Consider the following 18,350-nt stretch of genomic DNA (forward strand, 5'->3'; position numbering starts at 1 on the left):
TCTTATTTTCTTATTATAATAGAATATGGGAGTTTTTCAAGGAAAGTATACCCAGAACTTGACAAGTGTTTTCTTCCAAAGCTATAATTCTAGGGTAAAAAAAGAATTTTAATTCCTACAGGAGGTTTTGATGATGAAATATAAGACACAGGGCGTCTGTTCCCGCGAGATTAATTTAGAAGTAAAAGATAATAAGATTGTGGCTGTTTCCTTTTTAGGCGGCTGCTCAGGAAATACTCAGGGTGTTGCCCGCCTGGTAGAAGGCATGGATGTAGACGAGGCAATCCGCAGACTGGAAGGAATCCACTGCGGCCCCCGCCCAACTTCCTGCCCGGACCAGCTGGCCCAGGCCTTAAAACAATATAAAGCGCAGTAAATATTACCAGGACGGCAATATAAAAAAGACTTTTTGCACAAGCGCAAAAAATATGAGTATAGTAACCAGAGACAAAATAGTGCTTAAACAAACTGCTTTTATGGCTAATATGTAATCTCCTTTGTATTGCTGAGCAAATATTGCAATATTGCCTCCTACAGATGTGGAGGCCGCTATAAGCACAGATATTATAATAGCCGTATTTTGTACAGGAAGAATCTTAAATAGGGCCAATGTCAGAAGTGGAATCACTGTCAGGCGAAGCAGAACGCACATATAAATGTTTTTACTGAAAAATATGGATTTTATATCTGTTTTCACCAGATAGCTGCCCAAAACAATCATTGCCAGAGGCGTATTCATATCCGCCATATAACCTATGGTTTTTGTGATAATTCCCGGTATTTTTACAGGAAGCAGGAAAAAGACAAGGCCGGCGCAAAGCCCCAGAAATACCGGGTTCTTTAAAACTGCCTTCAGGTGTATCACCTCTTTTTCTCCTGTTATAAGATACAGACCATATGTCCACTGAAATAAATTTAAAAGGGCTACATAAGGCTTCCTATGAATAAAAAAGAACTCTAGTTTTTTCCCTGAGCAAGGGCTAAAACACAGAGTTCTTATTTATTTTCAATGAAAATCTGACTGGCAAAATACAATATTGCCGCTTTTTATTGTCATTTGGGGGACAATTACCTTTGCACCGTTAACAGAGTTTCCTGCGTAATCGTAGAAGCTTACTGGCTGCTCTTTTATTTTCAGGATTAATATATCCGCCGCTGTTCCAGACTCCAGGCTTCCTAACTCTTTCTCCATGCCCAGCTGTCTGGCCGGCGCAATAGTGGCGCAGTCTATTACCTGCTTAAAAGACATGCCCATAGCCATATATTTAGACAACAGTCTAGGCATATTTACTACTGGATGCCGGTAAAAGGTCATGGGGCTAATGTCTGTGCTGATAATGTCCGGCCAGAAGCCTTCCTCTGCCGCCGGAGCTGCCACCTGAAAAGCAAAGTTATTTTTTCCATTACAGCCGTCAAATAATACGCCTCTTTCTCTGGCCTTTAAAATTTCTTTCTTCACATGGCCTTCTTCATCTATAATTGTGTCTCCTTTTCCATAATACATATGGCAGAAAACATCTCCAGGGCGCATGATAGAGGCAGCTTCCTCAGGGGAAATCACAGGATCAGTCATATGTACTACTACAGGGCAACCTATTTCTTCAGCAATTTCAATTGTTTTCTCCAAAGGCTCTCTTGTTAATCCTAAAGGCCCTGCAATATTTTTAGATAGACGAAGCTTTAAAGCAGTCAGCTTATCTGGATATTTACCAAATAAGTATTTGATTTTTTCCTTCTCATAATATACAGGATCTATATTTTCCGGATAAAGGCCTGAGGCCAAACCTCCCGAGGAAATATTTAAGTATCCCTTTACCTCTGTAAGGGCCCTTTCTATATCTGATTTAACAAACATTTCAAAGCTGCTGGCTCCGCAGGTTCCTCCGTCCACTGCTGTTGTAACGCCGGAGGGAAGGCAGATTGGGTCTGCGCTTACTCCTCCGTCACAGCCAGTATACAGATGAATGTGATAGTCAATCAGCCCTGGAACAATTACACAATCGCCGGCATCTATTATCTCTGCTTCTGTCTCCTGTATATCCTCTTTATACTCTAATAATATTCTGCCGTCTTTAATGCCCAAGTCCTGCTTCTCATATTTTTTCTTAAAGGGATCATATACCATGCCGCCTTTTATTATTAATGCGCTCATTCCTGCTCCTTTAACAACTATTACTTTCTAACATTTCAAGCAGTTACTCTGCTTTATTGGCTTCAATAGACCCAAGCATAGTGTCAACCAGCTCATCTCCAATATCAGCCCTGATTTTATCATAAACATCTGAAGCCATGTCCTTCATTTTCTCCCGCTCTTCCACCGGCAGCTCTATAATCTCAGTGCCGCTGTCTACAATAATCTTTTTATCAGAGGCAATGCTTTCATCTGCCAGACCTCTGGTATAAAGTACAGCTTCATAAGCGCACTGGTCTACCAGCTCCTGCATATCCTCAGGTAAACTTTCGTACAGCTGATTATTCATAAGAAATACAATTACATGAGCTAAATGATTTGTCTCAATCACATAATCCTGAGTTTCATAAAATTTATTGGCTACAATATTCATATATGGATTTTCCTGAGCGTCAATGGTTTTCTGCTGAAGTCCCACATAAACCTCGCTGAAATCCATGGCTAAAGCATTAGCTCCCAGGTCCTGCCAATATGCAATGTGATAAGGATTCTGAATTACTCTGATTTTAATGCCCTTAAAACCATCTGCCGTAGTTACAGGCACATTTGATGTAGTTTCCCGAAAACCTGCATCCGTCATGCCCATTAATTTTATATTAGCCGTTTCTGAATATTGATTCAATAGTTCTACAAATTTTTCATCATCTAATACAGCTCTTAAAGTATCTAAATCCGGAAATGCATTGGGGCAGTCAAAAACACCGTATGCCGGCACAAAGGAGGTAAGACCGCTGGTAATAGTGGTGGAAAAATCATAGCTTCCCTCAATTAATCCCTGCATCTGCTCCGTATCATTTCCCAGAAGGCCGTTAGCATAAAGGTTTACCTGAACTTGACCATTACTTCTTTCTTCAATCAGCTCCTTAAATTTCTCCATCATTTTATAATTCAGTGTGCTTTCTGAAACATTCATAGCCACATTCCAGGTATAAGCGCTGCTGTCCTCTGCAGTTGTATTTCCCTTGCAGCCAGTAAGAGCTAACGCCGCCACACACATTGCCGCTATACTTTTTATTATTCTTTTCATTTTTTTACCCCCAATCAACTAAGTCCTGTCAGAAGCAAACTGATCTGTGGAATGTATGAGATTAACATTAAAGCAATTAAAAACGCTACTAAAAACGGAATACAAGCTTTTGCAATTTTTAATACAGGTATATCTGTCATACTGCTGGCTACATATAAGTTAATGCCCATAGGCGGAGTTACCATACCAATTGCCAGGTTTGCAGTCATCATAATACCAAAGTGAACCGGGTCCATACCAATAGAAGTTGCTACAGGCAGGAATATAGGCGTAAGAATCATAATGTTAGGAATATTATCCATAATCATGCCAAATACCAGCAGAATCAGATTCATTACCAAAATAATCATAAACTTATTGGAAATATTATTTAATATACCGCCGCTAATCATCTGAGGATACTGAAGCAACGTTAAGGCCCGGCCAAAAGCTGTGGCTGCAGAAATAATAAACAAAATGGTTACGTATGTTTTGCAGCCTTCCACAATCATTTCTCCCAGCTGGCTAACCTTTAATGTTCTGTACACAAATATACTGATAATTAAAGCATAAATAACTGATATAGCCGCAGCCTCTGTTGGGGATGCGATTCCTCCGTAAATACTTCCTAAAATAATAACCGGAGTCAGCAAAGCCGCCAGACTTTCTTTAAATAAAGGCCAAAATCCTTTATCATGGATCTTTTTATAATTTTCCTGAAGCTTCTCTTTATCTTCACCGCTTTTTCTGCATTTAATATATGCGCAGATCATTAATGCCACTCCGATTAAAATTCCAGGCAGAATTCCGCCTATAAATAAGGCTGAAGGGGAGGCTCCTGAAGCAGATGAATATACAATGTAGGAAATACTTGGAGGAATAATAACTCCCAAACCTCCTGCTACTGTAACAATAGAGGTGCTAAAGACTTTGTCATATCCCAGGGACACTAAAAAAGGAATTGTCATAGCGCCTACAGCAGATACTGTTGCAGGTGAAGAACCGGAAATAGCTCCGTAAAACATACAGGTACAAATAACTGCACATGGCATACCTGCTGTTTTATTTCCAATAAAGTAAGCAAAAAAGTTAAACAGCTTCTCAGAGATACCGCCTCTTGCCATAATAATACCTGAAAGCATAAACAAAGGAACTGCCAGTAAGGTAAAGCTGTCCAGCCCGCTTACCATGCTTCGTATAGCCGCTTCCATAGTATAAGGAAATCCGGCGTCCATAATCCCCGGTAAAACTGCCATGCCTCCAAATACCACAGCTACCGGCACTCCAATAGCAATGGCTGCAAATAAAATAAGAAAGAAACTTACTATTGTCATATGCCTGCTCCCCCTTTTTCTTTAGAAAAAATAGTAAGATAAAGAACCTGAATCGTTCTGATTACAGCCAGTCCAAAACCAATTACAGGGGCAGTGTAAATATATACCATAGAAATCTGCAGGGTTCCGCTGACCTGTCCGCTTCTTTTAATTCCTTCCAGCACATGAAAAGAGCTTTTAAACATTGCCAGGAAAAATGCCAGTACAATGAACTGAACTATAATGCCCAGCACCTTTCTCACCGGCTCTGAAAAGGTCTGAACTAATGCGTCAACACAAATACCGCTGTTTCTGCGGACCCAGTATCCAATGCTTATAAATCCGGAAAATATCAGACAATATTTACAGACTTCATCGCTCCAGGTAAGGCCGCTGTTAAATATGTACCTTAAAACAACATTTACAGATGTAAGTGTGATTAGAATAATTAAGAAAATAGACAGCAGCACTTCTTCTAAATGCCGATCTAACCATCTTATAATTCCCATAACATTTTCTCCTTCATAGTCTCTTAGATTTTTAGATAGTTTCTTCAAAAAACAGCTGTTTTTACTACTATTTTTATTATATCTATGGTAAAATCATAAGTAAAGTTACTAATAACTCTGTCTGTTCTTACAAAAACTTATTATTAAGGAGATACCACTTGTATGGATGTAAAATTATTAGAATATATGATCGCTATTGCTGACTGCGGAAATATAACAAAAGCGGCAGAATCCCTTTTTATTACTCAATCCGGGTTAAACCAACAGCTGATTCGTCTGGAAAACGAGCTGAATACTCAGTTATTTTACCGCACAAAAAGACATCTTCATCTTACTCAGGCCGGTAAAATTTATATTGATAATGCCAGGGAAATTTTGAAGATCAAGAAAAATACATATACCACCATCCAGGATCTTACTGACGGCACTGTCGGGGAAATCTCCTTTGGCATTCCTTTTGAACACGGAGTAGATATGTTTATTTATATTTCCCCTGAATTTAATAAAAAGTATCCTGACGTCACTGTCCATTTGGCTGAGCGCACTGTTCATCATCAGCAGCTTATGGTTACGTCAGGACAGCTGGATATGGCTTTTATTATGTTAAATGAAAAAGATAAAATAGATAATGAATATATAAGATTGTGTAAAGAACGATTAATACTTGGGGTTCCAATGACCCACCCCTTAGCCAAATACGCCTCCCCGCCCGGGCAGCTTCCCCCTACTCTCAGCCTTTCCCAGCTAAAAGGAGAAAAGTTTGCTCTCATGTTCCCTGGCTCCACCATGCGAGGCGTAATTGATCCTCTATTTGAGGCCGCCGGCTTCCGCCCTGACATTCTTTTTGAAACCACTATGAATCAGGCCTTATGCCGGCTTGTAAGCCAGGGCCTATGCTGTACTATTCTTCCTCAGTCCTATGCCAGAGACAGAGAAAAGGTCGCCTGGTTCTACTTATCCGGCGACCCTTTCTGGGAATGGAACATTACCTACTCTAAAACCTCTGTTCTCAGCAAAGCGGCCAGGTATATAATACAGCTTGCCGGCAGATATGCCAAGGAATTGGAACGCCACTGGGAGAGCCACGGCACCGGCCTTCCTGAGCATATGATTTAAAGTTAAAATTTATATTCTACATTTTTTCCACTGTTTTCCTTAGAACAGGCCCTGCAGCTACAGCTATAATAATTTTTCCTATATCTGCCGGAATATACGGCAAAACTCCGATTCCCAGTCCTGCCGTAAAAGATATATTCAGCTGCCGGGCCAGCCATAAGGTGCCGAATATATAGCAAACTGCTGTGCCGGCCAGCATACCTGCAGCGTACATTCCTTTATTTCCCGGAAACTTTTCAATGCACCAGCCTGCTATTAAGGATAAGAATATAAAGCCCAGCAAATAGCCTCCCGTAGGTCCAACCGCCTTTCCAAGACCTCCGCCAAAGCCTGAAAATACAGGCAGCCCTGCGATTCCCAGAAATAAATAGATTAAATAACTGACAGTTCCGTATTTGGAGCCTAGTACAAAAACCGTAAAATAAACTGCCAGGTTTGTAAAAGATATAGGAACTGGGCTAAAAGGTAAAGGCAAAGCCAGGGGGCCTAAAATGCACATTATTGCCGTCATCATGCCTATTAATGTCATTTGCTTCGTTGTAAAATGTTTTTTTTCTATTGCTGCGGTTTTCATAATTTCTGCTTCCTCCTTTATGGCTCTTAAAGAATAAATCCCATGGCGGCCAGCTCCTGTCTGTCCTGGTCTATTTTATTTCCGCCTGTAGTCAGCATATCTCCTGTAATAGCCCCGTTTGCTCCGGCACAAAATACCTTCATCCCGCCAGAGGACATAGAGTTCCTTCCTGCTGCCAGGCGGATCTCCTTATCAGGATTTATATATCGGAAAATCCCCACTGTGCGCAGTATATCCTCCTCCTTTAAAACAGGAAGGTATCCAAAAGGCGTTCCCTTAATAGGCCTTAACACATTTAAAGGAATGGACTCTACCTGAAAGCTGCTTAAAGTCAGGGCCATATCAATGCGGTCCTCCCAGGTTTCCCCCATTCCTATAATTCCTCCGGAACAGACCTTTAACCCTGCCCTTTTTGCCCGTCTAATTACTTCCAGCTTTTGTTCAAAAGTATGGGTTGTACAAATATTAGGAAAATTTCTTCGAGATGTTTCAATATTAGCGTGGTATCTGGTAACTCCCGCCTCCCTCAGCCTGACAAAATCATTTTCCTCCAGCAGGCCAAAAGAAGCGCACAATCCAATTCCGGGGCAGCTTTTGGCCATAGCTCTATATGCTTCCAGGGCCTTTTCCATTTCTTCTCCCCCTAATTTTCTCCCTGCTGTTACAATAGAGTACCGCCCCACATTTTTCTCTTCATGGCGTTTACAGTCCTCTAGTATTTTTTCAGGCTCTAAAAAAGGGTATTCCTTAATTTTTGTAGAATAGTGGGACGACTGAGCGCAAAATTTGCAGTCCTCGCTGCATCGACCGCTTCTGCCGTTAATAATAGAACACAACTCTGCCTTATTTCCTAAAAAATGCTTTCTCAGCCTGTCCGCCCCTTTACAAATCTGGGAAAGATCCTCATGTAAAAGAAGCTGAAAGTCATCCTCCTTATTTAGACGGCGGCCCTCTATAATTTCTTCTGTCAGTTTTTCTATCATAAAAATAAAACCATCCCTTCCTGGAATGGTTTTATTATAAACATCATTATTTCGATTGTCAACCTAATTTTATTTTACGGTTAACAATTCTATTTTCATTATCTTTACTTCTCACCGCGGCTGTACTTGCCCAGCTCCTCGTATGCACTTGAGAAGCCCTTCTCCCCTTCTGGAATCAATACTGCAGGCCCTCTCTTGAAAACAGGTTTTAAAAGAATAGGCGTAACAATGGTGGTGATTACAACTACAATAACAACGGGACCCAGGAAATTGCTGCCCAAAAGCCCCAGCTGAGTTCCCTTACTTGCCACTATTAAGGCTACCTCTCCACGGGATATCATGCCTACTCCAATACGCAGGCTTTGATAATTCTGATAACCGCACAGCTTAGCTCCCAAACCACAGCCTATTACCTTTGTAAGAATAGCCGCCACAACAAGAAGCACGGCAAACTCAATAATCGCCTCTGTCATTTTAGGCAGCTCTACTTTTAGACCAATGCTGGCGAAAAATACCGGGGATAAAAATAAGTATGATAAAACCTCAAATTTTGAAGCCAAAAATTGAGTTCTCTGAGTCTTGGAAACAATTAATCCTGCTAAAAAAGCTCCTGTAATATCAGCTACTCCAAATCCTACCTCTGCTACATATGACAAAAGAAGGCAAAAGGAAAAGGCCACAATCGCGTGTCTGTGAAGACCTCTCTCTGCTGATTCACTCCATTTTTTATAAAGCTTGTGAAAAATAATGCCCACAATTCCGGCCATCACAAAGAAGGCGGCTACCTTCAGCAGCACAATGGCCACATTTACATCTGAATCAGCCATACTGGTAATAATTGTAAGGGCAATAATTCCCAAAATATCATCAATAATAGCTGCTCCTAAAATAGCGTTTCCAGATCTGGTTTTTAATTTTCCCAGTTCTTTTAACGTCTCTACTGTAATACTAACAGAGGTGGCAGTTAAAATTACCCCAATAAATATATTCTGTAAAAAAATACTGCAGTTAGCGTCTGAGTCAATAACTCCTGGGCGGTTGAAGAAATAAGCCACTGCAAATCCGCCTGCCAAAGGCACTAAAACACCGATTAAGGCAATGATAAAGGCCTTTTTTCCGCTTTTTTTCAGCTCGTCTATATCTGTCTCCAAACCTGCGCAGAACATCAGAACAATCACGCCTACTTCTGCAAGGTTATGTATAAAATCTGTTTCTGTTAAAATCCCAAGCATCGCCGGGCCTAAAAGCAAACCTGCCAGCAAAGCGCCAACTACCTGCGGCATTCTGATCTTCTGTGTAGCCAGCCCCAGCAGCTTTGTACTAAGTAAAATAACTGCAAGATTAAATAAAAACTTGTATCCTTCCATCTCATATGTCCCCCATTTATGTACTTTTAAAAAACCGTGAAATAACCCACCCATATTATACGCCTCTATAATAAGAATGCAAGTTAATTTTCACAGTTTATCATCTTTTTAACAGTTATCAGAGGCCTGTCTCTCAGGTTTTCCTGACGAAAAAAATCCCGGGAACCAGATGTTCCCGGGATCTTCTTTCATATTAATCGCATGTATATGGCATTAAAGCGATATGGCGAGCTCTCTTAATAGCTACTGTTAAAGCTCTCTGATGCTTTGCACAGTTTCCTGTGATTCTTCTTGGAAGAATTTTTCCTCTTTCAGATACGTATCTCTTTAATTTGTTAACATCCTTGTAATCAATATCGCCGTTTTTCTCACCACAGAAAACGCAAACTTTTTTTCTTCTGCGCATTCCGCCTCTTCTCATCTTGGAACCGTCAGCCTTATCATTTTTATTGAAAGCCATTGCTGTTACCTCCTTAAAATATTAGTTAAACGGAAGACCCTCGTCCTCTACTCCATCAGGAATGTTCATAAAACCATCGCCGATTGCGCTGGTTGGCGCAGGCCTCTGCGCTGGCGCTGACTGCTGGTAACCGCCCATGTCTGATGCAGCTCCCTTGCTGTCTGCAAACTCCTGATCATCTACAATTACTTCTGTTGTATAAACCTTCTGTCCGTCTCGGTTGGTGTAGCTTCCAGTCTGAATTCTTCCTGAAACCAGAACCCGCATTCCCTGGCGGAAATACTTCTCTGCGAACTCACCTGCTCTGTCAAATGCAACGCACGGAATAAAATCCGCGGACTGTTCGGAACCGTCCTGGCCTCTGCGTCCTCTTCTGTCTACTGCAAGAGTATATCTTGTAATAGCCATAGAGCGCTCGCCCTGGGAATATCTTACTTCCGGGTCCCTTGTTAATCTACCCATCAGGATCACTCTGTTCATATATTCACTCTTTCTTTAATTATGCTTCCTGTCTTACGCATAAATATCTGATGACTGGCTCCATAATACGAACGTGTGCCTCAACTTCGTTAGGGCATACGGAGTCGCCGTCAAACTGGATGAAATAGTAGAATGCTTCTCTCATTTTCTGAATTTCGTAAGCTAATTTTTTCTTACCCCATTCGTCAACGTTAGTAACAGTGCCGCCGAAACGTGTAATGTAACCTTTCACCTTCTCGATTGCTGCTGCTCTCTCTTCATCCTCAAGTTTTGCGCTCAGAACAACTGCTAACTCATATTTGTTCATGTTTCTTTACCTCCTTGTGGTCTCTGGCCCCCGCTTTCAGTACAGGAGCAAGGATTTCTTTGTGTCACAGTTGGTTATTGTACCAGAAAACCCCTGCAAATGCAAGGGTTTTCCACGATTATCTGCAAATTTAATTGAATTACATTTCCGGTTTTCTCAGACCTCTTGTATTTTTTTCTACCATCCTTCTGGCCACCATAACCTGATGGCCGCAGCCTAAACATTTCAGACGAAAATCCGCTCCAATCCTAAGTACTTCCCACTCCTGACTGCCGCAGGGATGGGGCTTTTTCAGCTTCACAATATCTCCCACCTGATAATTCAGTTTTTCTCCCATACTCACCACCTATATTATAAACTGCACGCCTCTCCTAACACTTCCCCGATTTTTCCGTTTATCACCAAATCCGCCTGGCCATCTAAAGGCGTTGCATCTTTATTGATTAGCGCTAACCTACCTCTGCAGTAATCTACCAGCCCTGCCGCCGGATAAACAGTAAGGGAAGTGCCTCCTACAATCAGAAGGTCTGCATGGCTGATATAATAAACAGATTTCTCCAGAATCTGACTATCCAGCCCTTCCTCATAAAGCACTACGTCCGGCTTTACAATTCCTCCGCATGAACATTTAGGGACCCTTTGACTTTCTGCCACCATCTGTAAATCATATGATTTTCCGCATCGGGTGCAGAAATTTCTTTTTACGCATCCATGAAGCTCCAGCACATTTTGACTTCCCGCCTCCTGGTGAAGTCCGTCAATATTTTGAGTAATCACAGCCTGCAGCTTCCCTTCCTGCTCCAGCTTAACTAAGGCCAAATGAGCCTTGTTAGGTTTTGCCCCTGCTGCAATCATCTTATTCCGGTAAAATTTGTAAAATTCTTCTGGGTTCTTAATAAAAAAGCTATGACTTAAAATAGTCTCCGGCGGATATTGATACTGCTGATTATATAAGCCGTCTGTGCTTCTGAAGTCCGGAATCCCACTTTCCGTAGAAACTCCTGCGCCTCCAAAGAAAACAATACGGCTGCTTTCCTTAATCCACTGCTTTAACTGTGCTATTTTGTCCATATCCTTATCCTCTTTTTCATTCCCTTTTCTCACACAACTTCATCCAGAAATACTCCTGACAAGGTTTGTATCCATTTTTTCCACTCAGGCAGTAAAGAGCCTTCCTGGTCTCCCGTATATCCAAATATCCATTGGCAAAAAGCGCCTATATCCACTGTATCGCAGCTAGAATCAGTTTCTATTGTGCCGCTTAATTTTTTCATAGAGGAACCTTTTTTGTGAAGAGACCAAATCCATGTTCCATGATTCTGAGGCAAAAACTGATCTTTTATTCCAATTTTTACTTCCAGCTGGTCATACGGGCACTCCTTGCTGAGACAAATATGACCTGCCAGCTTGGGAAGATCAATGATTCTGGCCATAATAGCAGGCTTTCCCGCCCCTGCAGGCTTTGAAAATCCCTCTTCTCCATACAGGAGACGCTGTTCCTTTTTCTTCAGCCCCCACAGACACTGGACCGCCTCCAGACTGAAGGCTCCCTTTTCTTCCGTCAAGTACAGCTTCCAGCTTCCCTTTTCACTGGCCAGCTCCTGATCTAAACGTTTTACATATTCTTTTGTGCGTCTGGTATAAATAGACCATCTCTTTCGGAGCCATTTCTCCATCCACTCACTTATTTCCTCAGCCTGTCTGTCTCCCATGTTTCCGGCAGGAAACTCTATCCCTTGTCCCGCCCTCTCATCCAGGGTAAATTCAGGCTGTCTGTATATATATCTAAAATCAAAGGGGTAATATATGGCTTCCGCAGCAGGCATAAGAAATGTAAAAGGCATCCCTTCCTGGTACATGTCCTCCATCATACGTGTAAGAAGCCTTTTCATATATCCCTTCCGGCGATAATCAGAATCTGTGGCCACTCCTACAATATAATCTATGGCGTACTCTCTGTCTTTTAAAACAACCTTATAAGGGTTCCTTTGGATCATAGAAACAATTTTCCCCTGATCCTCCTCCGCCAAAATCTTATTATCTATTACTTTATACTGGTAATAATAATCGGCAAATTCCTTAGAATCCTCAGGAAATGCATGTTCCCACAGCTGTCTGCTTTTCTGTTTTTCATCCCCCTGCAAGTACCTCATACCCTTTTCCTTTCTAAAGACTTAAAACTGTATGGCTTTAAGCTGTTGCTGCTTCTATAATTTTACATGATCTGCTGTACTAAATACTTTCTTTCAAATCCAACGGGATTATATGACATTTTTGCTTTTCTAAGGCCCTCTATTCCCAAATCATCTTCTCTGTTTACAAGAGCGGCCTGGGGAAATGCATGAATCAAAAATTCTCTGTTAATATACTGGTACAGGCCCCGGATCTCAGGGTTTGCCTTTTCAATGTGAATCACCGCCATATTTTCTCCCGGGTTAAAGCTTCCTACGCTAAAAGCCTCCAGGCTGTCGTCAATATAAACGCCTCCCATTTCCACTGGCAAAGAAGAACAGTTTTTCAGAATTTCGTGTATCCCCCGAACCTCATAGTCCAGATGCTCCTCTACCTCTTCTCCTTTATTTTCCCTCCATCTGTCCAGGAATTTCCAAACATCGTCTCTATCTGAACAGCAAAGTCTTCTGTACTCAAATCTTCCCTCATAGGCCTTCATAAACGCGTTCAGATTATTTTTCTTTTTATGAAGCTTTTTTCCAGCCAAAGTGCGCAGGGCCTCTCCGTCATAAAGGTAATCCTTTAAATCCTCCTGCTCAGTAATTTGAAACTCTGCAGGATTCAGCTTTAAATACTCCACTGCTTCCTCATCTGCCAAATTAATCCTTAATGGCTTTCCAAACACCTGGTTAAAATATTCCTTAATCTCATTAAAATAGTACGGCAAATCCTCCTCTGAGCACAGAGGCATGGCGCTAAACGGCTCCCCGTCGCTTTCCATCAGCCATTGTACTGCCTTTCCGCCGCTGATAGCAAACCGTACATGATACATTTCTCTCCAGATAAAGCTGTCCAAAAATACGCTGTCGCAACTTTTATTAGGTCTTTTCCCAACAAATGGGGTAATAATGGAAATATCCTGTGCTTCTACTGTTTTAAACTCTAAACTCATTATTTTTCCTCTGTTATTTTCTCTGTGCTGTCAAGTCAGAAAATCTCCCGCAATCCATAACGCACACCTTTCCGCGTTCCGGATTACAGGAGATTTTTAGATCTTTTCTAGCCTCTGTAGCCGTCAGGGTTCTGAGACTGCCATCTCCACCCGTCGGCGCACATCTGATCAATACCTCGCTCAGCCACCCATCCAAGCTCGTTCTTTGCCTTTGTGGCATCTGCATAGCATGTTGCAATGTCCCCTAATCTTCTGGGCTTAATCACGTAGGGAATTTCCTTTCCCACAGCCTTGGAAAATGCGTGAATCATATCTAATACACTGTACCCGCAGCCTGTTCCCAGATTATAAATATAAACATCCGGCTGATCCTCAAACTTCTTTAAGGCCTTCACATGTCCTACAGCTAAATCTACTACATGAATATAGTCTCTGACTCCAGTTCCGTCCGGCGTGTCATAATCGTTTCCAAAAACTCCTACCTCTTTCAGCTTTCCTACTGCCACCTGAGTAATGTACGGAGTAAGATTGTTTGGAATCCCCTTAGGATCTTCCCCAATCATACCGCTTTCATGGGCTCCTACAGGATTAAAATATCTGAGAAGAATTACATTCCACTGAGGGTCCGCTACGTGGAAATCTGTGAGAATCTGCTCCAGCATTCCCTTTGTCTGCCCGTATGGATTTGTAATCTTTCCTTTTGGACAATCTTCTGTAATAGGCACAAATGCCGGATCTCCATAAACAGTTGCGGAAGAACTGAAAATAATATTTTTCACTCCATGCTTTCTCATTACATCACACAGAATCAGAGTTCCGGTAATATTATTGTAGTAATACTCTAAAGGTTTTACTACAGACTCTCCCACAGCTTTTAACCCTGCAAAATGAATGACTGCGTCTATTTTCTCCTTAGAAAAAATTTCCTCCATAGCTTCTCTGTCCAACATATCTGCTTTGTAGAAGGTCAATGGTTTTCCAGCCAGCTTCTGAACTCTTTCTAACGCCACTTCAGAAGAATTGCTTAGGTTGTCAAACACAACAACTTCGTGTCCCTGGTTTAAAAGCTCCAGGCAGGTATGGCTTCCAATGTACCCGGCACCGCCGGTAACTAATATTCTCATAGTGATTGCCTCCTCTTATATTCTGTGTTCGTACCTATCATACCATACAATATTTAAAAAAAAAGTATTTCTTTAAAAAACTTTTCTTTCAAAGCTTCCCTTAATCTTCATTTCTTCTCTATATTTAGCCACTGCTCTTCTGGAAATCTTAATATCTCTTTGCTCCAGCTTTTTAGCTATTTCCTGATCGCTAAAAGGCTTCTGTTTATTTTCGCCTTCAATCATCTCTTTAATATACTGCTTAATACACATGGTAGTAACGCCGTCTTCACTGTTCTCCCTGCCTGCAGAAGCTGTAAATAGAGATTTCATAAAAATACTTCCGCTGGGGTACTGGACATACTTTCCCCGAATCGCCCGGCTGACTGTAGACGGGTGGATTCCCAATTCTCTGGCTGCATCGCTCATGGTCATAGGCTTTAACGGCCCTTTTCCGTCTAAAAAATTAGTCTGTTTGTCTATAATTAAATTAACTATAGACATCATAGTCTGGCGCCTTTGTTCAATGCTGTTCATAATAAATCTGACCCGCTCCAGCTTTGTCCTGAAATAATTAACCAGCTCTTCCTCCTGGGCGTCTTTCATCATCTGAAGATAATAGTCGTTTACTTTATAATCCTGCACCCAGGAATCATTCAGCTCTCCAATCCACTTGCCGTTTTCTCTGCGGAATATAATGTCCGGAACAATATAAGATGTTTTTTCAGTATTAAATCCTGTCAGCGGTCTTGGATTTAATTCTCCTATTTGTTCAATACATTTTCTGACCTTGGCCGTAGTCATTTTCAGGTCCCTGGAAATGCTGCTGATTTTTCCCTCTGCCACCTGCTCTAAATAGCCGTCCACAATTTTCCACAAATCAGAGCCTTCCTGCTCCATCACCTGAATTTGCTTTAAAAGGCAATGTTTTAAATCCTCTGCAAAAATTCCATAGGGCTCCAGCTGCCTTAAATCTTCCAAACATTTTTGAACAGACTCTAAAGGCAAACGGCACTCATTTGCCACTTCCTCAGGCTTCATAGTAAAGAAGCCGCTGTCCTCCAGACAATCTGTCATAAATTCAATTGCCTTCCACTCTTCCTCTGTATACTTGCCTCGGTCCAGCTGCCACAGTAAATACTGCTTCACTGTATCCTTCTCTTCCGCCGGAATGATTCCGTCGTTTTTATCTCTATCATCATTAATATCTTCACCATGCTGATAAAAGGGAACACTTGCGTACTCTGTCCCTAATTCCTGTGTCTTTACTGGACCGGAACTGCTTCCGTTATAATCCAGAATTGGATTTTCCAGATACTCATCGTGAAGAAACTGGTTTAGCTCCATACTATCCATAGCCAGAATCTCCAGGGACTGGATCTGGGACTGGGATAAAATTTGTTTCTGCTCTAAGGACATCCCAAAACCGACTTCCATAGCATTCTCTCCTTTTGTATAAATTAATATATCTTTCATTGTTTAATCCATCTTTTAAGAATACCATAAAATACAGATTCTTACAATGTATTTGCCCATGGTAATTTTCAGGATAATTTTCAGCCGCCTACAATTCCAGGCTGTCTCCGCATTGATAATAAGTGCATATAATGCCGGAGGACTGCTGCAGGGCCTTGGCGCACAGCCTTCCAGTACAGTGTCCCAGCCACATTTTTTTCACTCCTATTCTGGCCAGCTCCCGTCCAGTCTCCATGATCCTCATTTGATCTGCTTCCTTTAAGTGGGTGCCGCCTATAATCCTATAAACCGGCTTTTTAAAAATTTGATGAACCTTTGACGCCATATTCAAAATTCCCGGATGGCTGCAGCCTGTAATTACTGTCAAACCCTCTTCTAAATCTATAACAAGGCAAATTTCATCCTCAAATTCATCCTGAATCTGTTCTTTTCCCTTTATTTTTATAAAACGTTTTGGCACTGTCTCCATTCCCCATACTCTAGGAAAATTTCCAACTGCAAAGCAGCCTGGCTCCACCTCCAGCACATCCCTGCAGACCTTCCAGTCAACTCCCTGCCGTTTTAAATCCTGTTCCTTTAAAGCGCCTCCTGAAAAAGCAGGGGGCTCCGGCCCCTTTAGACTATATCTTTCACAAAAAAAATTTTCACCTGTAATCAAAGGGCAAACTCCCCCCTGATTTAAAAATGCCGGATATCCTCCGGCATGATCATAATGATTATGGCTGCACACAGCCGCGTCTGCGGCAATAGATAAGTTTAACGCCCCTGCGTTAGATATAAAATCTCCATTTTGACCGAAATCAAATAAGATCACTTTCCCGTGATAACCAATGTGAAAGGAAAGTCCGTGGCTGCACATCAAATTACTTCCATTCCGGCAGCAATCATCCATAAGCGCTGTAATTTTTATCATCTGCCCCTGCTTTCTAAAACATTTTCACCCAGTCCTGCTTTACGCTGAACCTATATTTTCTTATACATAATATTTCTGTCCAGACCGCCATATTTTTTATCCCTGGCAATGGCTTTATAACCCAGCTTTAGAAATGTTCTCATGCTTCCCAGATTATCTGGATGCACTGTAGCCATTAAATGTCTAATACCCGGCCGTTCCCTTTTTATAAGCTCCTCAGCCTCCATAAGAAGCCAGCGCTGAATGCGGTTTCCCCTAAACTCAGGGCATACTGCCACAGACTCCATATGAGCTGTTTCCATTTTAGCTGTTTTCATTCTAGCCCCTCCTTCAATATATGAAGCTAAATTGTCCTTCTCCTCCCCCGGAAAACGCACCACCAAGTACCCGGCCGCTTTTTTCTTTCCCTTTTCCTTCTCGCCAAAGGCCAAAAGAACAAAGCCTAATCCTGCCTTTAGGCCACCTGTATGCTTTTTGACAAATTCCTCATCGTCAGCTACAAACCAGCTGCCGTTTTCCATACACTCAGCCGCTTCCTGAATAATATTTGCAATCAGCTGGCTTTCAGAAATATCAGCCTCTCTGATTTCTATTTTTAATTTTTGTTTCAGCTCTTCCATTTCTGCCTTTCCATGCTTTACCCTAACGCTACGTCTAAAATCATCATAATTACAAATCCCACAGCAAATCCAATGGTGCCAATATTAGAGTGATCCCCCTCCGCCGACTCTGGAATCAGCTCTTCCACAACCACATAAATCATAGCTCCAGCCGCAAAGGCCAAAAGATATGGCAAAACAGGCTCTATAAAACTTGCCAGCAAAATTGTAACTCCCGCCCCTATAGGCTCTACAATGCCTGAAGCCGCTCCATATAAAAAAGCCTTCTGCCTGCTCATCCCCTCACTTTTTAGAGGAAGAGAGATAATTGCTCCCTCCGGAAAATTTTGAATAGCAATTCCCAGAGAAAGAGCCATAGCTCCCGCAGCCGTAATCCCTCCATTTCCGCTAAGCATCCCTGCAAAAACAACGCCTACAGCCATGCCCTCAGGAATATTATGAAGAGTCACCGCCAAAACCAGCATAGTGCTTTTCTTCCAGTTGCTTGCTCTTCCCTCCGGCTTATCACTTCCCAGGTGAAGGTGAGGAATCAGCTTATCCATTGCCAGCAAAAAAACAATTCCCAACAAAAATCCTACTGCCGCCGGAATAAATGCCAGCTTCTCCATACCCTGAGACATATCCATAGCCGGAATCAAAAGCGACCACACAGACGCCGCCACCATCACTCCAGAGGCAAACCCCAACAGCATTTTTTGTATAAAAGGATTTAAATTCCCCCGCAAAAAGAACACGCAGCCAGCTCCTGCTGCAGTGCCTATAAATGGAATCATAATTCCTGCAAATATATCCATATTTTCTCCTTTAA

22 protein-coding genes are annotated in these 18,350 nt (G+C 41.9%); 2 read left to right on the forward strand and 20 right to left on the reverse strand.

Going from position 1 to position 18,350, the window contains the following annotated elements:
* Positions 1-133 precede the first annotated feature (133 nt).
* On the forward strand, positions 134-376 hold the full coding sequence (locus C1A07_RS07830; protein WP_101876620.1) for a TIGR03905 family TSCPD domain-containing protein: 243 nt from the start codon (positions 134-136) through the stop codon (positions 374-376).
* Positions 377-379: 3 nt separating this feature from the next.
* On the opposite strand, the gene C1A07_RS07835 is transcribed toward C1A07_RS07830, so the two are convergent.
* From C1A07_RS07835 to C1A07_RS07855, 5 genes are all read right to left on the reverse strand, one after another.
* On the reverse strand, positions 380-865 hold the full coding sequence (locus C1A07_RS07835) for an AEC family transporter (protein WP_242972278.1): 486 nt from the start codon (positions 863-865) through the stop codon (positions 380-382).
* Positions 866-1,006: 141 nt separating this feature from the next.
* On the reverse strand, positions 1,007-2,152 hold the full coding sequence (locus tag C1A07_RS07840) for an amidohydrolase family protein (RefSeq protein ID WP_101876622.1): 1,146 nt from the start codon (positions 2,150-2,152) through the stop codon (positions 1,007-1,009).
* Between the two features lie 43 nt (positions 2,153-2,195).
* The gene (locus C1A07_RS07845; protein ID WP_101876623.1) at positions 2,196-3,218 is read right to left on the reverse strand and encodes a TRAP transporter substrate-binding protein; all 1,023 of its coding nucleotides are present in this window, start codon (positions 3,216-3,218) and stop codon (positions 2,196-2,198) included.
* 14 nt (positions 3,219-3,232) lie between these two features.
* Positions 3,233-4,531 carry a TRAP transporter large permease gene (locus C1A07_RS07850; protein ID WP_101876624.1) on the reverse strand — a complete coding sequence of 433 codons (1,299 nt, stop codon included), beginning with the start codon at positions 4,529-4,531 and terminating at the stop codon, positions 3,233-3,235.
* The gene (locus C1A07_RS07855; protein WP_101876625.1) at positions 4,528-5,019 is read right to left on the reverse strand and encodes a TRAP transporter small permease; all 492 of its coding nucleotides are present in this window, start codon (positions 5,017-5,019) and stop codon (positions 4,528-4,530) included. The genes C1A07_RS07850 and C1A07_RS07855 overlap by 4 nt, the downstream gene beginning before the upstream one ends.
* A gap of 162 nt (positions 5,020-5,181) precedes the next feature.
* Between C1A07_RS07855 and C1A07_RS07860 the strand changes: the two genes are divergently transcribed.
* The gene (locus tag C1A07_RS07860) at positions 5,182-6,135 is read left to right on the forward strand and encodes a LysR family transcriptional regulator (protein WP_101876626.1); all 954 of its coding nucleotides are present in this window, start codon (positions 5,182-5,184) and stop codon (positions 6,133-6,135) included.
* Positions 6,136-6,151: 16 nt separating this feature from the next.
* Here C1A07_RS07860 and C1A07_RS07865 read toward each other — a convergent pair whose 3' ends face one another.
* From C1A07_RS07865 to C1A07_RS07935, 15 genes are all read right to left on the reverse strand, one after another.
* Complete coding sequence (locus C1A07_RS07865; RefSeq protein WP_101876627.1) at positions 6,152-6,709, reverse strand: biotin transporter BioY; 558 nt, start codon at positions 6,707-6,709, stop codon at positions 6,152-6,154.
* A 26-nt stretch (positions 6,710-6,735) separates the two neighbouring features.
* Positions 6,736-7,692, reverse strand: a complete 957-nt coding sequence (gene bioB, locus C1A07_RS07870) for a biotin synthase BioB (protein ID WP_101876628.1) — start codon at positions 7,690-7,692, stop codon at positions 6,736-6,738.
* Between the two features lie 104 nt (positions 7,693-7,796).
* Complete coding sequence (locus C1A07_RS07875) at positions 7,797-9,059, reverse strand: cation:proton antiporter (protein ID WP_101878085.1); 1,263 nt, start codon at positions 9,057-9,059, stop codon at positions 7,797-7,799.
* A 193-nt stretch (positions 9,060-9,252) separates the two neighbouring features.
* Positions 9,253-9,519: a 30S ribosomal protein S18 gene (gene rpsR, locus C1A07_RS07880; RefSeq protein WP_101876629.1), complete on the reverse strand. Its 267-nt coding sequence runs from the start codon at positions 9,517-9,519 to the stop codon at positions 9,253-9,255.
* Between the two features lie 21 nt (positions 9,520-9,540).
* Positions 9,541-9,999 (reverse strand): single-stranded DNA-binding protein, encoded by a 459-nt coding sequence (locus C1A07_RS07885; protein WP_101876630.1) that lies wholly within the window; start codon positions 9,997-9,999, stop codon positions 9,541-9,543.
* A gap of 19 nt (positions 10,000-10,018) precedes the next feature.
* Positions 10,019-10,306, reverse strand: coding sequence for a 30S ribosomal protein S6 (rpsF, locus tag C1A07_RS07890; RefSeq protein WP_101876631.1), 288 nt, complete (start codon positions 10,304-10,306; stop codon positions 10,019-10,021).
* Between the two features lie 139 nt (positions 10,307-10,445).
* Positions 10,446-10,643, reverse strand: a complete 198-nt coding sequence (locus C1A07_RS07895; protein WP_101876632.1) for a DUF951 domain-containing protein — start codon at positions 10,641-10,643, stop codon at positions 10,446-10,448.
* Positions 10,644-10,657: 14 nt separating this feature from the next.
* Positions 10,658-11,377: an NAD-dependent protein deacylase gene (locus tag C1A07_RS07900; protein ID WP_101878086.1), complete on the reverse strand. Its 720-nt coding sequence runs from the start codon at positions 11,375-11,377 to the stop codon at positions 10,658-10,660.
* Between the two features lie 29 nt (positions 11,378-11,406).
* Positions 11,407-12,459 (reverse strand): GNAT family N-acetyltransferase, encoded by a 1,053-nt coding sequence (locus C1A07_RS07905; protein WP_101876633.1) that lies wholly within the window; start codon positions 12,457-12,459, stop codon positions 11,407-11,409.
* A 62-nt stretch (positions 12,460-12,521) separates the two neighbouring features.
* Positions 12,522-13,430: a DUF2156 domain-containing protein gene (locus C1A07_RS07910; protein ID WP_101876634.1), complete on the reverse strand. Its 909-nt coding sequence runs from the start codon at positions 13,428-13,430 to the stop codon at positions 12,522-12,524.
* Positions 13,431-13,537: 107 nt separating this feature from the next.
* Positions 13,538-14,554, reverse strand: a complete 1,017-nt coding sequence (gene galE / locus C1A07_RS07915; RefSeq protein ID WP_101876635.1) for a UDP-glucose 4-epimerase GalE — start codon at positions 14,552-14,554, stop codon at positions 13,538-13,540.
* Positions 14,555-14,626: 72 nt separating this feature from the next.
* Entirely contained in the window at positions 14,627-16,009 is a 1,383-nt protein-coding gene (gene rpoN / locus C1A07_RS07920; protein ID WP_101876636.1) for an RNA polymerase factor sigma-54, read from the reverse strand.
* 88 nt (positions 16,010-16,097) lie between these two features.
* Positions 16,098-16,922, reverse strand: a complete 825-nt coding sequence (locus C1A07_RS07925) for an MBL fold metallo-hydrolase (protein WP_101876637.1) — start codon at positions 16,920-16,922, stop codon at positions 16,098-16,100.
* A 50-nt stretch (positions 16,923-16,972) separates the two neighbouring features.
* Positions 16,973-17,542, reverse strand: a complete 570-nt coding sequence (locus tag C1A07_RS07930; RefSeq protein WP_101876638.1) for a GNAT family N-acetyltransferase — start codon at positions 17,540-17,542, stop codon at positions 16,973-16,975.
* A 17-nt stretch (positions 17,543-17,559) separates the two neighbouring features.
* Positions 17,560-18,336: a ZIP family metal transporter gene (locus C1A07_RS07935; protein ID WP_101876639.1), complete on the reverse strand. Its 777-nt coding sequence runs from the start codon at positions 18,334-18,336 to the stop codon at positions 17,560-17,562.
* Between the last annotated feature and the right edge of the window lie 14 nt (positions 18,337-18,350).

Origin of the sequence: Lachnoclostridium edouardi (assembly GCF_900240245.1) — a bacterium.
In the GTDB taxonomy this organism is placed as follows: Bacteria; Bacillota; Clostridia; order Lachnospirales; family Lachnospiraceae; genus Lachnoclostridium_A; species Lachnoclostridium_A edouardi.

Coding starts and splice junctions, on each gene's coding strand:
- C1A07_RS07830 (WP_101876620.1), top strand. CDS start 134: ATGAAATATAAGACACAGGGCGTCTGTTCCCGCGAGATTAATTTAGAA.
- C1A07_RS07840 (WP_101876622.1), bottom strand. CDS start 2,152: ATGAGCGCATTAATAATAAAAGGCGGCATGGTATATGATCCCTTTAAG.
- C1A07_RS07845 (WP_101876623.1), bottom strand. CDS start 3,218: ATGAAAAGAATAATAAAAAGTATAGCGGCAATGTGTGTGGCGGCGTTA.
- C1A07_RS07850 (WP_101876624.1), bottom strand. CDS start 4,531: ATGACAATAGTAAGTTTCTTTCTTATTTTATTTGCAGCCATTGCTATT.
- C1A07_RS07855 (WP_101876625.1), bottom strand. CDS start 5,019: ATGGGAATTATAAGATGGTTAGATCGGCATTTAGAAGAAGTGCTGCTG.
- C1A07_RS07860 (WP_101876626.1), top strand. CDS start 5,182: ATGGATGTAAAATTATTAGAATATATGATCGCTATTGCTGACTGCGGA.
- C1A07_RS07865 (WP_101876627.1), bottom strand. CDS start 6,709: ATGAAAACCGCAGCAATAGAAAAAAAACATTTTACAACGAAGCAAATG.
- bioB (WP_101876628.1), bottom strand. CDS start 7,692: ATGATAGAAAAACTGACAGAAGAAATTATAGAGGGCCGCCGTCTAAAT.
- C1A07_RS07875 (WP_101878085.1), bottom strand. CDS start 9,059: ATGGAAGGATACAAGTTTTTATTTAATCTTGCAGTTATTTTACTTAGT.
- rpsR (WP_101876629.1), bottom strand. CDS start 9,519: ATGGCTTTCAATAAAAATGATAAGGCTGACGGTTCCAAGATGAGAAGA.
- C1A07_RS07885 (WP_101876630.1), bottom strand. CDS start 9,999: ATGAACAGAGTGATCCTGATGGGTAGATTAACAAGGGACCCGGAAGTA.
- rpsF (WP_101876631.1), bottom strand. CDS start 10,306: ATGAACAAATATGAGTTAGCAGTTGTTCTGAGCGCAAAACTTGAGGAT.
- C1A07_RS07895 (WP_101876632.1), bottom strand. CDS start 10,643: ATGGGAGAAAAACTGAATTATCAGGTGGGAGATATTGTGAAGCTGAAA.
- C1A07_RS07900 (WP_101878086.1), bottom strand. CDS start 11,377: ATGGACAAAATAGCACAGTTAAAGCAGTGGATTAAGGAAAGCAGCCGT.
- C1A07_RS07905 (WP_101876633.1), bottom strand. CDS start 12,459: ATGAGGTACTTGCAGGGGGATGAAAAACAGAAAAGCAGACAGCTGTGG.
- C1A07_RS07910 (WP_101876634.1), bottom strand. CDS start 13,430: ATGAGTTTAGAGTTTAAAACAGTAGAAGCACAGGATATTTCCATTATT.
- galE (WP_101876635.1), bottom strand. CDS start 14,554: ATGAGAATATTAGTTACCGGCGGTGCCGGGTACATTGGAAGCCATACC.
- rpoN (WP_101876636.1), bottom strand. CDS start 16,009: ATGAAAGATATATTAATTTATACAAAAGGAGAGAATGCTATGGAAGTC.
- C1A07_RS07925 (WP_101876637.1), bottom strand. CDS start 16,922: ATGATAAAAATTACAGCGCTTATGGATGATTGCTGCCGGAATGGAAGT.
- C1A07_RS07930 (WP_101876638.1), bottom strand. CDS start 17,542: ATGGAAGAGCTGAAACAAAAATTAAAAATAGAAATCAGAGAGGCTGAT.
- C1A07_RS07935 (WP_101876639.1), bottom strand. CDS start 18,336: ATGGATATATTTGCAGGAATTATGATTCCATTTATAGGCACTGCAGCA.